The organism is Streptomyces sp. NPDC032822 (genome assembly GCF_055578825.1).
In genome coordinates this window covers 30,759-44,245 of the sequence record NZ_JBVIOL010000022.1, presented here as the reverse complement: position 1 = coordinate 44,245, position 13,487 = coordinate 30,759, and the positions used below count along the sequence as shown (strand labels likewise).

Below are 13,487 nucleotides of genomic sequence, written 5' to 3'. Positions count from 1 at the left end.
CGCACGGCGGTCACACCCCCTTCAGCTGCGTCTACGCGTTGTGGTCACGCGGCGTGGCGGTGCCCCTGAGCGTGGCGGGAAGCGGTGAGGAACTCGCGTTCCAGACCGGTCAGCTCGTCGGGTTCCTGACAGCTGAGGAAAAGGCTTTCCGCGATGGCGAGGCGCTTGCCGCGATAGAGGTCGCACTCGTCGTGACCGAGCTCCTGCCAGGCTCCCGCCGCCTCGGTCAGATACCGGTGGTGCAGCAGGCGCTCGCGGTCCTCCTCCAGCCACCGACGCAGCCTGGGAGACTCGCTGATCACGGCGTCGTGGGTGAGCTCCGCGGAGTTCTCGCCGAGTGTGACGAGCCGGGCGCCGACCAGCGTGTTCAGCACCGGCCGCGTCTCCCGGTCCTCGAACGCGCGCAGCTCGGACGGCCGCACCGGCCGGCGCACGTAGGAGCGGTTCTCGTCGGGGGCGACAAAACGGCGCAGCACCCTGCGCGCGGTGAGCCGCTGCCGGGCGCACAGCCGGTCGAGCACTTCCTCCGCGGTGGTGGCGAGGGCGCCCCGCACCCCGCCCGTCTCCTCGTAGTCGGCCAGGGTGAGCACCCGGCCGCGTCGGCGGCACCAGACGCGCAGTAACGCGTTCGAGAGCATGGGCAGCATGGTGGGCTGCCCGAGGAAGTCGTCGATCAGCCGGGCCGTGAGATCACGTTCCACGGCGAGCCCGGCCGCCGCCGCCGGGCGGACGATCGCCTCGCGCAGCTCGGCCGACGTCATCCCCGGCATCCGCACGGTGCAGTCGGTCAGTGCGTCGAGCCAGGGTGTCCGACGCGGGCACCACCACAGGAAGTCCGGCCTGACGTTGAGGACCACCCTCAGCCGCGATTCCGGTCGCCGCGCGGCCACCAGCAGCTCGACGAACCGCAGCCGCTCGTCCAGGTCCGGCACCGGCGTGCCCAGCTCGTGGGACTCGTCGACGACGATCCAGCGTTCCGGGTCGTCGGCGCCGGGCGACAGCAGCTGCTCGTACGTGGTCGCCGGCCGTGGTCCCGGCGTGATCAGGTGGACGGTGACCGGGTGTCCGGCGCACCGCGCGGCATCTCGCAGGACCGGCAGCAGGCCGGCGCGCAGCAGCGAGGACTTCCCGCTGCCCGACGGTCCGGACAGCGCGGCGAACCGCTTCGTGCGTATGAGGTCGAGCAGGCTGTCCACCACACGGTCGCGCCCGAAGAACAGGTGCCGCTGCTCACTCTCGAACCGCTCCAGCCCCCGGTAGGGCGACAGGGCGACGTCGTCGTCCCGGAACGCGGCCGACTCCTCGGCGGCCCGCGACCACCGTTGCTGCCATTCGTCCGGATTCCCGCCACAGGCCCGGGCGAAGGCCACGACCACGGCCAGGGACGGCAGCCGGTCGCCCGCGGCGGCCTGGGCCAGCGCGGTGGGGGAGTAGTGGGCACGGCACGCCATCGAACGGTAGGTGGGGCTGCCGGCGTCGCTCCGCAGCGCACGCAGTTCGCTCGCGAAGCGCTGAACGGGACCTTCGCCGGGATCCAGCGGTTTCTCGGGACGACCCATCTTTCCTTCCCTGCCTGGGCACGCGCCCTGCACGGGGATGCGCCTCGGCCGGGACGCACGTTGCCCGGGGGCGCATGTCCGACGCTGCCGGTACCGGCCGGACGGAACAATGGGGGCCGCTTAGAGTGGGTATGTACGGCCGCCAGGATGGGTATTGGCGCACGGCAGCAGTGTCCGTGGAGGACGGTGACGGGATGGCCGGGACGGCTGACCAGTGTGGTGCTGCGGGCTTCGGACGAGGTTTCGCGTTCGTCGGACGCCGCCACGAACTCGATCGGCTGCTCAACGCCGTTCGGCGGCCACCAGCTGTGGTGATGGTGGAGGGCGACGCCGGCATGGGGAAGTCCCGGCTGGTGAAGGAGGCCACCGCGATCCTGCGGTCGGAGGGCTGGCGGGTGGTCACCGGTTTCTGTCACCCGCTGCGCGAGCCCCTGCCCTACGGGCCGGTGGTGGACGCGCTCGGCAAGGTCGGTCCGTGGCTGCCGGACACCGGTCTTCCGCCCACGGCCGGCGCGCTGGCTCCGCTGCTGCCGGACCTGGCCGACCGCCTGCCACCGGCACCGCCCGAACCGGGTGACCCGCGTGCGGCACGCCACCAGTTGATCCGGGCCGTGCGCACGGTGCTCGCCTCGATCGGGCGGGTGGTGATGGTGGTCGAAGACCTCCACTGGGCCGACGACGCGACCCGCGAGCTGCTTCTGCTGCTCGCCCGGGACCTGCCCGAGCACTTCGCGCTGGTGGTGACCTATCGGGCCGAGGACCTGCCGCCCGGGACCCCCGTCCTGGGCGCGGCCTACCGGCCTCCGCCGGGTGCGGACGGCACCGTGATCCGGCTGTCGCCGCTCACCGGGACGGACATCGCCGACCTGGCCGGCATCGCGCTCGGCGCACAGGCCACGCCCGAGCTGTGCGCGGTGCTCCACCGCCGCAGTGAGGGCCTGCCGCTGGTCGCCGAGGAAGACCTGCTCACGCTCCGGGACCAGGCCCGCCGCGATGTCGGGGAGCTGGAGCGGGCCGCGGTGCCCAGCGGTCTGCGGGAAGCGGTCACCGAGCGTCTGACATCGCTGTCACAGGCCGGGGCGGCGGTGGTGGTCGCGGCGGCCGTACTGGCGGTGCCCGCCACCGAGGCGCTGCTCGCCCAGGTCGCGGGACTGGACGGCGACACGGCCGCGGAAGCGCTGATCGAGGCGCTGCGGGCGGCGGTGCTGCGCGAGACCGACACCGGCCGGTACGCCTTCCGCCACGTGCTGGCCCAGCAGGTCGCCTACCGGCAGATCCTCGGGCCGCGCCGGGTCCGCCTGCACCGGCGTGCCATCGACGAACTCCAGACGCACGACCCGCTGCCGCTGGTGCAGATCGCGCACCACACGCTCGCCGCCGGCGACCGGCAGGGCTGGCTCGATCGCACCGAGCAGGCCGCCGAACAGGCCGTCGCACTGGGCGACACCGGCACCGCGGGCACGCTCCTGCAACAGATCCTGGCCCAGTCCGGGGCGGACACCGAGCGACGTTCCCGGGCCGCGCTCGCGCTCGCCCGGATCGTCAACTTCGGCATCGACTACGCGGCGACCGTCCGCGAGCTGCGCGCCGTACTGGCCGATCCGCGGCTGCCTGCGGCCACCCGGGGTGAGATCCGCATGGAACTCGGTCTGACCATGCTCAACATCGACCGCGACCCTGCCGGCTTCCGCGAGCTCGAACACGCCATCGACGAGCTGGCCACCCTCCCGCACAAGGCGGTGAAGGCGATGATCGCGCTGGCCCTGCACGACCTGGACGGCGCCGCCGTGAACGGGTGGAAATGGCTCGGCCGGGCCGAGCAGGCCGTGGCGGACGGTACCGACGAGGCGAGCCGGGCGGCGGTCAGGAACGTCCGACTGCTGTTGATGGCCAGGGACGGTGATCCCGCCGTCTGGCCCTTGGTGGACCGGCTGCCGCGGCGCGGCGCTGACGGCGTGGTGCTGAGACAGGCCATTTTCGCCCTGTACAACCTCACCATCGCGGCCATCCAGCTCGGCCACGACCGGCGGGCCCGCGCCCTGCTGCTCGAGGTGAGAGACCTGGCCGACGGCGTGGACGGTCGGCCGTTCGAGTGCCTCGTCCGCTCCCAGGAGCTGCGCGTCGACCATTTGGTCTGCCGCTGGGCCGGCCTGGACGGCGAGTACGCCGCCCTGGAACGCGCTCACCCCGATATGAGACAGGTCGAGGTCGACCGACTGCTTTACCAGGGACACCGGGCCCTCGCCCAGGGCCGGCACTCCCGGGCCCTCGACCACTTCATCGCCGCCGCGGAGCACGGAGGCACCTCGGCGGACAGCACCATGGGGATCGCCGCCGCCCTCACGGCTGTCCGGCTCGCCCAGCACGACCCGCGGGCGGCCTGGGCGGCCGCCGAACCGGCGTTGTCGACGTTGCGTGGACTCGGTTCCTGGACACGGACCTTCGGCCTGCTTCCCGTCGCGGTCGAGGCCGCGCTGGGCTGCGGGCATCACACGGCGGCCGAACAACTCGTGACGGAGGCCGAGTCCGGTGTCCGCGACCGGGACGCGCCGGCTTCCCTGGCAGAACTGGCACTGGCCCGGGGGCTGCTGCTGCTCCGCGCCACCGGACCGACGGCGACCACCGAGCGGGTGAAAGCCGCCAAGCACTTCGCCGAGTCGCAGCGGAGGTGGCAGGAGATCGGCCGCCCCTACGAGGTGGCCAAGGCCGCCGAACACCGTGGCGACGCCCTGACATACGCCGAACCGGAGGACGCGGCCGGACACCTGGCCGAGGCCCTGCGGGGCTACACCGACCTGGGTGCGACCGGTGACGCCGCGCGCTGCCAGCACCGCCTGCGTGAACTCGGCGTGGCGCCGGTGGGGCGCCGTGGCCGGCGCGGCTACGGGAGCGAGCTGTCGCCCCGGGAAGTGGAGGTCGCCGAGTTGCTGTCCGGCGGCGCCACCAACCAGGACATCGCCGAGACCCTGTTCCTGTCCCCGCGCACCGTCGAGAAACACGTGGCCCGGGTGCTGACCAAGCTCGGCAGGTCAAGGAAGGACGTCCACACCGCCCCGCCGGACTCCCACGTCTGACGCTTGGAGGGGGGCTTGTTGGTGTGCAGACGTGCGTGCGGTGTGCGTGTCCGAGATGCTTGGCGCATCAGTGACGTACTGCCCGGAGTGATGCCGACCCGAGGCTGACGGCCGACCTCATACGGATGCCGACGACGACGGCCGGGGTGGGCCGCCCGTCAGCCCTGACCTTGCCGGAAACCTCATCCGGCCTGGTCACGCAGCAGGCTGGTACTCGTGAAGGAGGCCGCCGAGTCGGTCGCTTATGTAGGTCGAGGCGGGCGACTATGTCGCGGTGCCAACGCAGCACGGTGTCGGGCCGCACCAGAAGCCGCATCCGACGCAGCACCTCGGGCGGCAGACCCTGGAGCAGCGCCGCCAGGCCCCCCAACAGCACGACACCGGCCGCCTGCGCGCCCACCTCCAGCGCGTACCCGACCCGCGTTCGCGTCGCGGGCGGTGGTATCCCCTGGTCGGCCTGCTGCTGATCTGCGCCTGCGCAGTCGTCTCCGGCGCCCGGACCATCACCGAAATCACCGAGTGGGGACAGCGCGCCAGCAACGGGGTACGGGAAGAACTCGGCATCCGCCGCCACCTGCCCGCACGTCGCCGCGCCCCGTCAAAGGCCACCCTCACCCGCCTCCTGGCCGCCCTCGACGGCAGGACCTCCAATCGACCTGTACGGTGCCGACGGCCGGGTCTGAGCGCGCCCGCGAGCCGAAGCGACAAAGAAACAAAAGGTGACGGCCGTGCCGTCGGTGTCGTGTCGGAGGCCGGTCCGCTGCCCGAGGAGGAGTTCCCGCGACAGTGACCCCGGCCTCCGGCACGCGGCGCCGGCACGTGTCCGACCTGGCGAGGGCCGACGCGAGTCAGACCTTCACTGGTGCCGTTGCTCACCCTGCCTGTTCTGCCGTACGCCCCTCTGTGAGAAGTGAGGTCACGGACGTGTCGGGCGTCGCGTCCTTGCTTGCGTCGCGATGGCGGCGGGCCCGGCGGAGGACTTCGTCGGCTCCCCAGACGATGAGCGGGAACGGGGCGACGATCGCGAGCTGAGCGGGGCTGAGGGCTGCTGTGCCGAAGATGTGCTGGAGGGGCGGCGCGTAGACGACTGCCGTGGTGAAGGCCAGCTCGAAGGCGATGCCCCACAGGAGCAGGCGGTTGGTCCAGATGCCGACGGTGAACAGGGAGGCGCGGTCGGTGCGGGCGGCGAACGCGGTGCCGATCTGGCAGGCGACGATGCCGACGAACGTGATGGTCGTCGCTTCCAGATATGCCTGGTGCAGAGGGGTGCCGCTGCCTGTGGGGTCTCCTGGGCTCCAGCCGGCGTGCCAGAGGGTGTAGAGGAAGCCGCCCATGACCAGGGCCGCCGAGATGGTGCCCAGGAACGCCCATGCGCGGAAGAGGAGGGCCCGGTTGATGACTCCCGTCTTGCGTGATCGAGGCGGGCAAGACATGAGTCCGGGCTCGGCGGGCTCGCGTCCCAGTGCGAGCGCGGGCAGCGTTTCGGTGCCGAGGTCGATCGCCAGGATCTGCAGGACGGTCAGCGGCAGCGGGATGTGACCGCCGGAGAGTGCGAAGACGAGGAAGGGGACGACCTCGGGCACCGCGTGGGCGAAGATGTAGAGCACGAACTTGCGGACGTTGTCGAAGACGCGTCGCCCCGCGTCGACCGCGGAGACGATGGTGGCGAAGTTGTCGTCGGTGAGCACCATCGTGGCTGCCTCGCGGGCCACGTCCGTTCCCGATCTGCCCATGGCGACACCGATGTCGGCGTGGCGCAGGGCGGGAGCGTCGTTGACGCCGTCCCCGGTCATCGCCACCACCTCGCCCCGCGCCCGCAGGGCTTCGCAGATACGCAGTTTGGCCTCTGGTGAGGTGCGGGCGAAGACGATCTCCTGGCGTCGCGAGAGCAGCTCGTCGAGGTCCTTGTCGCTCATCCGGTCCAGTACGTCGCCTGCGAGGACCGGGCTGCCGACGTGGCCGATGCCGACCTGGCGGGCTATTTCCGCTGCGGTGAGTCCGTAGTCGCCGGTGATGACGTGGATACGGATTCCGGCCAGGTGCGCGTCCCTGACGGCTTCGGCGACGCCGTCACGTGCGGGGTCCGCCATGGCGACCAGGCCGATCAGGGCGAGGTCGGATTCCGCTGCCGACCGCTCTGCCGGCGCCTGCTGCCCGTCGTCCAGGACATGGTGGGCGATGGCGAGCACCCGTAGTCCGGAAGCCGCGTAGCCGTCGATGGTGGTGCTCAGCGCTGCACGCACGGCGGCGTCGAGCTCGACGCTCTTTCCCTGCGGGTCAAGGAGGTGGGTGCAGTAGGGCAGGACGGCTTCGGGGGCGCCGTTGGTGTGGACCGTGGTGGCGCCCGCTTCGTCGTTCACGGTGGACATGCGCTTCAGGTGGGCGTCGAAGGGGAAGATCGTGCGGCGGTCGGCCTTGCGCCGGGAGGGCTCGACGGCGACGCCGAGGTCCTCGGCGAGGCGGAGCATCGCGAGTTCGGTGGGATCGCCGCTGCCCTGAGGCTGTGCCGGTGTGGGTGCCTCCGCGGTGGTGCAGGCGGCGGCGCTCGCCGCGAGGAGCGCCGCCCGCGGCTCGTGAACGGCCCGGTCCGCGTCCATCTCTCCGCCCGCCAGCCACAGCCGGGTGACCCGCATCCTGTTCTCGGTGAGGGTGCCGGTCTTGTCCGTGCAGATCACGGTCGTCGATCCCAGGGTCTCGACTCCCGAGAGGCGTTTGACGACGGCTCCGCCGGCCGCGAGTTCCCGTACTCCCGCGGCGAGGGCCAGGGTGATGGTCGGCAGCAGCCCTTCGGGGACGTTGGCGACGATCAGTCCGATGGAGAAGCCGATGGCCGCGCTCCAGCCCAGCCCTGCGGCGACTCCGATGGGAAGGAAGGCCGCGCCGATCGCGACGGCGACGACGGCGATGATCCAGGTGGCCCGCCGCACCTGCGTCTCCAGGGGGCTGCGTTCCGTATGCACGCGCTGGGACAACGCGGCGATGCGGCCCAGCTCGGTGTGCATGCCCGTCCGGGTCACTACCGCTTCTGCCTCGCCGCCGATGCAGGTGGTGCCGCTGAAGACGAGTTCGTGTGCCTCCAGCAGGGAGCCGGTCTCGTCGGACGGATCGGGGGAGCGGGTCACGGGAAGCGATTCGCCGGTCAGTGAGGACAGGTCCAGCGTGAGAGTGCCCTCGATGATCCGTGCGTCGGCGCAGACCCGGTCGCCCTCGGAGACGACGAGGATGTCGCCGGGTACGAGGTCCTTGGCCGCGATCTCGCACCGCACCTCGTCGCGTACGACCCTGGCGGTGGGTGGCAGGAACGCGGCCAGTGCCTCCACGGCCCGCTCGGCCTGCATCTCCTGGACGAAGGCGAATCCGGCGTTCAGGAGGATCACGGCCACAACGGCGACCGAGAGTGCCGGTGTTCCTCCGGCCCATGCCAGGACGGCGGCGAGGGCCAGCAGGATGGCCAGGGGCTGGGTGAACTGGGAGAGCAGTTCGCCCGGCCAGCGCCTGCCGCCGGACCGGGTCAGCACGTTCGGGCCGTAGACCAGTTGCCTGCGGGAAGCCTCCCGGCTGGTGAGGCCCGAGGGGGAGGTGCGCAGGTCACGGAAGAGTTCCGCCGGCTGCCGCCGCTCGTCGGCCTCCTCCGCATTGTCGGGCTCACCGGGCGGGTGGGCTTCTCGCTCATCGGTGTGCGATGACCGGGTCATGAAGGGCCCTTCCCGGAAGGAACATGCGGGGGATGGTGCGGAGACGCCTTGAAGTCGTTGCCTGTCAGGGCCAACGCGCCACGAGCGGTGGGTTGTTGTCCTGGTCTTCGTCCTGGTCCTCGGCCGGCGGACTTCGCGCCGCGCGGGTCACGGTTGGGGGACGACGACGACCGGGCAGGGTGCGTGCTGCACGCAGTGCTGGCTGACCGAGCCGAGGAGGATGCCGGTGAAGGTGCCGTGGCCCCGGCTGCCCAGGACCAGAAGCTGCGCGTTGCGGCCCGCGTCCATCAGTACCTCCACGGGATGGCCCTCGGCCACGCGGATCGCCACCTCGGCCGGGTCGTCCAGCTGGTCGCGCACCGTGGCCACGGTTTCCTCCACGGCTCGTTCGGCGGCCTTGGCGAACTCGCCTCCGTCGGGCATCGACGGGACCCAGCCGTAGCTGTAGCCGTACACCTCCGGGTTCTGCCAGGCGGCGACCGCCTCAACGGCGCTGCCGGTCGACCTGGCCTGCGCCAGTGCCCACCTCAGTGCTGTCTGTGAGCAGGGCGAGCCGTCGACCCCCACAACGATCGGCCAGGGCTTCTCATCGGTGTGCTGGGACATGGGGCGCTCTCCTGCCGGTCGGTTCCGAACAGAGCCGGCGTGCGCGACGGGCAGCGCGGGCTCGCCCCCGGATTTCGATGGAGGTACGGATGCGTACGCGCCGGCCGTCACCGGGACACCGGACGGACAGCTTCACGCTACGCACCCTCGCCGCACCCGTGGCCGGCCAACCGGCCCCACCTCCAGGGCCGCATGGCCCTCCCCGTACGGCCCACCCGCATCCAGGCCGAGGCGAACACGATCGGGGACCGGTTGGCCTCTGGCTGCGCCGCAGGCAGCCAGCCACGCTCGGAGCTCGGCATGAACTGCGGAGCCCGGCCGGGCCCGCCACCGCAGGCCATTCGCTCTGAGGAGCAGCACCATGGAACTACTCGTTTTCCTGATCGTCATAGTGGCCCTGTCGGTCGTCGTGACGATCGCCATGGCCATCAAGGTCGTCAAGCAGTACGAGCAAGGGGTGCTGTTCAGGTTCGGGCGGCTCGTCGGATCACGGGAACCGGGGCTGCGGTTCATCATTCCGTTCGTCGATGTCCTGCACCGGGTCTCACTGCGGATCGTCACGATGCCCATCCAGTCTCAGGGCATCATCACGCGCGACAACGTGAGTGTCGACGTGTCGGCGGTCGCCTACTTCCGCGTCGTGGACGCCGTGAAGTCGGTCATCGCGATCGAGAACGTGCACGCGGCGATCAACCAGATCGCCCAGACCACCCTGCGCAAGGTCGTCGGCCAGCACACCCTCGACGAGACGCTCTCGGAGACCGACCGCATCAACCTGGACATCCGCGAGATCCTCGACGTCGCCACCGTCGAGTGGGGCGTCGAGGTCACCCTGGTCGAGCTCAAGGACATCCAGCTGCCCGACAGCATGAAGCGGGCGATGGCCCGTCAGGCCGAGGCGGAGCGCGAGAAGCGGGCGAAGATCATCAACGCCGAGGGCGAGTCGCTGGCCGCAGCGGCCCTCGGAGACGCGTCGGACATCATGATGAACCACCCCCTCGCACTCCAACTCCGCAACCTCCAGAGCCTGGTGGAGATCGGCGTGGACAAGAACACCACCGTGGTCTTCCCCGCCCCGCTGATGAGCACCATCGGCGAACTCGGCTCCTTCCTCGCCCGCGAGACGGCGGCAGCTGGCTCCGCGACACCGCCGCCCGCCGACGGCGTGACGGCCAGCCCGGACCCGGAACTGAACGGGGCAACCGCGGCCGTCTGATCATCCGCGTCACCGTGGTGGTGGGACCTTGTGCCTGGGCTGAATGGGGCTACGCTGGTGATCAGACGTCCTGGACCCCGGCGCTTACTGCCAGTTGATATGAATGCACCAGGGTGGTCTGCCTCTGCACGGTCGCCCGGTGTTTCCCCCCGCGGCTGCGGGCTCGATCCCCAACTCTTCTGCCGTACGGCCACATTCGGGGAAATCCTCGCGCGAGGACACGCACGTCCTGCCCCGCTCGCCGACGTCGTGCCGACCGCTTCCGGACGGAGCGCCATGCCTAACTCCCAGGTGCTGCCAGCCCATTGGCACGGCACTGATGGCCGAGCCCTGTTCACCGGGGCAGGCGAACCCGGCCGCGGTCCGGTGCCGCGTACGGGGCCTCCCGGGAAGCCCTGGTCGGCGAACCCGGGCCCCGGGACCGGCGTCAGCGGAGCCGACGCAGGTACGGATCGTCGGTGGGGTGGGGCAGCAGGCGGATGCGGACGTCGAGGGTGGTGATGCCGTCGGGCCGGGCCAGGACCGGGTTGAGGTCGGCCTCGGTGAGCTGCGGCAGGTCGGTCGCCATCGCCGACAGACGCAGCAGCAACTGCTCCAGGCCTTTCAGGTCGACCGGTCCGGCGCCGCGGTGACCGAAGAGCAGCGGGGCGCAGCGGGGTGCGGTGATCAGGTCGTGGACGTCGCGGTCGGTGAGTGGGGCGAGGCGGGCGGCGTGGTCGGCGAGGAGTTCGGTGGCGGTGCCGCCGTGGCCGAACAGGACCAGCGGTCCGAAGACCTCGTCCCGGACGACACCGGCGAACAGTTCGGTGCCGCGCCCCGCGACGGGCTGGACGAGGACGCCGGTCATGACCTCGCCGAAGCGGGCGGCGAGGTCGCGGTAGGCCTCCCGGACCTGGGCTTCGCCGTCGAGGTCGAGCAGGACCGCGGCCTGGTCGCTCTTGTGCAGCAGCCCGGGCCAGTACGCCTTGAGGGCGATCCGGCCGCCGGGCCCGATGAGGCGCGCTGCCGCGTCGACGGCTTCCTGTTCGTTGCCGGCGATGGCCTGCGGAAGGTGCGGGATTCCGTAGTGGTCGAGGAGGGCGGCGCACTCGTGCGGGTCCAGCCAGCCGCCTTCGGGATGCCCCGCGAGGAACCCCTCGGCGACCGCTCGCGCCCCTTCGGTGTCCGTTCCGGTCAACTCCGCTACGGTGCCGGGCGGTTGGGCGAGCCAGCGGGCCCGTTCGGCGGCGTGGGCCAGGGCGCGGGCGGCGTCCTGCGGGTCGGCGTACGCGGGCACGGCGCCGTTGTCGGTGTGCAGCAGGCGTACGGACTCCGCCTGGTCCAGCAGGACGGCGGCGACGGTTCGACGGTGTTGCCCGGGTCCGGTGGTGGGGTGGGTGAGTGCCTGTACGGGGCGGTCGCCGGTCGCGTCGGCCAGTGCGGTGGGCACGAGGGCGACCAGGACCGCGTCGACGGCGCCGTGGGCGGTGAGCAGGTCCAGGCAGTCGGTCAGGGCCTGTTCGCCGACCGCCTCGGTGGCGTCGACGGGGTTGGCCGCGCCGGCGCCCGCGGGCAGTGCTTCGAGGAGCGCGGTGACCAGGTCGGCGGGGAGTTCCGGGACGGTGAGCCCTGCGTCGGCGCAGGCGTCGGCGGCCAGCAGGCCCGCGCCGCGAGCGTTGGTCAGCACGGCGACCCGGGACCCGGCGGGCAGCGGCTGGGAGTGCAACAGGGCGGCGGTGTCGAGGAGTTCGCCGACGCTGCGGGTCGCGATGACACCGGCCTGGGTGAACAGTGCCTGCCGGGTCATGGTCGGCGTGGCCGCCGCTGCGGTGTGCGAGGCCGCGGCGCGGCGCCCGGCCTGCGAGCGGCCCGCGTCCACTGTGAGCACCGGCATCCGCCGGGCGATCCGGCGGGCGGTACGGGAGAAGGCGCGCGGGTTGCCGAACGACTCCAGGTGCAGCAGGGCCAGATCGGTGCGGCCGTCGTCCTCCCACCACTGGAGCAGGTCGTTGCCGCTGACGTCGTACTTGTCGCCGAGCGAGACGAAGGACGACATCCCGATGCCGAGGCGGGCGAGGCCGCCGAGCAGCGCGATGCCGATCCCGCCGGACTGCACGGCGACTCCGGCGGTGCCCGGCAGGGGCCGGTGCGCGGCGAACGTGGCGTCCAGTCGGACCGGTTCCTCGGTGTTGGCAATGCCCAGGCAGTTCGGGCCCACCAGGCGCATTCCGTGGTGGCGGCAGGTGGCCAGCAGCGCTTCGGCCTGCCCGTGGTCGAGCCCGGAGGCCAGCACGACCAGGGCGCGGACGCCGGTCTTCCCGCACTGCTCGGCGGTCTCCGGTACGGCGGATGCGGGCACCGCCAGTACCGCCAGCTCGGGGACGTACGGCAAGGCGGTGACCGACGGGTAGCAGGGGGTGTGCTCGATGGCGGGGGCGTGTGGGTTCACGGCGAACAAGCGGCCGGGGAAGCCGGCGCGGTGGATGTTCTTCAGCACCGCCCGGCCTACTGATCCGGGCCTGGTGCCCGCGCCGACCACCACGATCGAGTCCGGCCGCAGCAGCGGGCGCAGGCTGGCCGTGTCGGCCGTGCGACCGCGCTCGTCGACCGCCGCACGGTAGTGCTCGTCGGCGTCCAGCGTCACGGTGCAGTGCACTTCGGTGCCCTGGAAGCGGCGGGCGGTGCGCAGCCCGAGGTCGGCGAAGACCTTGAGCATGAGGTGGTTGTCGGCGAGCGCGTCGGCGGTGAAGGCGGTGACGCCGTCGGCACGGGCCGCATGGACCAGGTGCTCAAGCAGCAGGGTGCCCACGCCGTGGTGGTGCAGGCCGTCGTCGACCGCCAGCGCGAGTTCCGCCGCGGCGGGGTCGTCCACGCTCTCGTACTCGGCGACGCCCACGATCCGCCCGTCGAGGACGGCGACCAGCGCACGGTGGCCGTCCCTGGCTGGTCCGCAGAGCCGGTCGGCGGCCTGCCGACCTGACAGGCGGCTCACCCCGAAGAACCGCAGGCGCAGGTTCTCCGCCGACATTCCCCCGTACAGGTGCAGCACCTGTCCGTGGTCCTCCGGCCGGGCAGGCCGTATCTCCACGGTTCGCCCGTCGGCCAGCAGCGCGTGGGTCTCCCGTACGCCGTCTGCGGTGTTCGTCATCGCCATCCCCTTTCTCCTGCGGATTCCGTCTCCACGATCCGATGGGAGGGCAGCGGCCCACATGGGCTGTCCGGGGCCGGGAAGGGGGCCGTTCGGCCCCGATCTTGGTCGCCGGTGCAAAGCCCCGGCGGCAGATGGGGCGGGTACAGGGGCCGAACGGCCCGGCGGTGGAGGACATACGGCCCCCGGACGTCACCGGAAAGGGCTGGA

At 71.8% G+C, this 13,487-nt stretch carries 7 protein-coding genes; 3 read left to right on the top strand and 4 right to left on the bottom strand.

What is annotated here, in order from left to right; all coding sequences use genetic code 11:
• Positions 1-44: 44 nt before the first annotated feature.
• Entirely contained in the window at positions 45-1,559 is a 1,515-nt protein-coding gene (locus ACZ5VD_RS37865) for a helix-turn-helix domain-containing protein (protein WP_468685012.1), read from the bottom strand.
• Between the two features lie 194 nt (positions 1,560-1,753).
• Here ACZ5VD_RS37865 and ACZ5VD_RS37860 point away from each other — a divergent pair, with 194 nt between their 5' ends.
• Positions 1,754-4,633, top strand: coding sequence for an ATP-binding protein (locus tag ACZ5VD_RS37860; RefSeq protein WP_468554959.1), 2,880 nt, complete (start codon positions 1,754-1,756; stop codon positions 4,631-4,633).
• A 274-nt stretch (positions 4,634-4,907) separates the two neighbouring features.
• On the top strand, positions 4,908-5,423 hold the full coding sequence (locus ACZ5VD_RS37855) for a transposase family protein (protein WP_468554958.1): 516 nt from the start codon (positions 4,908-4,910) through the stop codon (positions 5,421-5,423).
• An 82-nt stretch (positions 5,424-5,505) separates the two neighbouring features.
• Here ACZ5VD_RS37855 and ACZ5VD_RS37850 read toward each other — a convergent pair whose 3' ends face one another.
• Both ACZ5VD_RS37850 and ACZ5VD_RS37845 read right to left on the bottom strand, forming a co-directional pair.
• Positions 5,506-8,328 carry a cation-translocating P-type ATPase gene (locus ACZ5VD_RS37850; protein WP_468554957.1) on the bottom strand — a complete coding sequence of 941 codons (2,823 nt, stop codon included), beginning with the start codon at positions 8,326-8,328 and terminating at the stop codon, positions 5,506-5,508.
• Between the two features lie 147 nt (positions 8,329-8,475).
• Complete coding sequence (locus ACZ5VD_RS37845; protein WP_468554956.1) at positions 8,476-8,934, bottom strand: universal stress protein; 459 nt, start codon at positions 8,932-8,934, stop codon at positions 8,476-8,478.
• A 361-nt stretch (positions 8,935-9,295) separates the two neighbouring features.
• Here ACZ5VD_RS37845 and ACZ5VD_RS37840 point away from each other — a divergent pair, with 361 nt between their 5' ends.
• Entirely contained in the window at positions 9,296-10,150 is an 855-nt protein-coding gene (locus tag ACZ5VD_RS37840) for a slipin family protein (RefSeq protein WP_468554955.1), read from the top strand.
• 427 nt (positions 10,151-10,577) lie between these two features.
• Here ACZ5VD_RS37840 and ACZ5VD_RS37835 read toward each other — a convergent pair whose 3' ends face one another.
• Positions 10,578-13,277 carry a bifunctional acetate--CoA ligase family protein/GNAT family N-acetyltransferase gene (locus tag ACZ5VD_RS37835; RefSeq protein WP_468685010.1) on the bottom strand — a complete coding sequence of 900 codons (2,700 nt, stop codon included), beginning with the start codon at positions 13,275-13,277 and terminating at the stop codon, positions 10,578-10,580.
• Between the last annotated feature and the right edge of the window lie 210 nt (positions 13,278-13,487).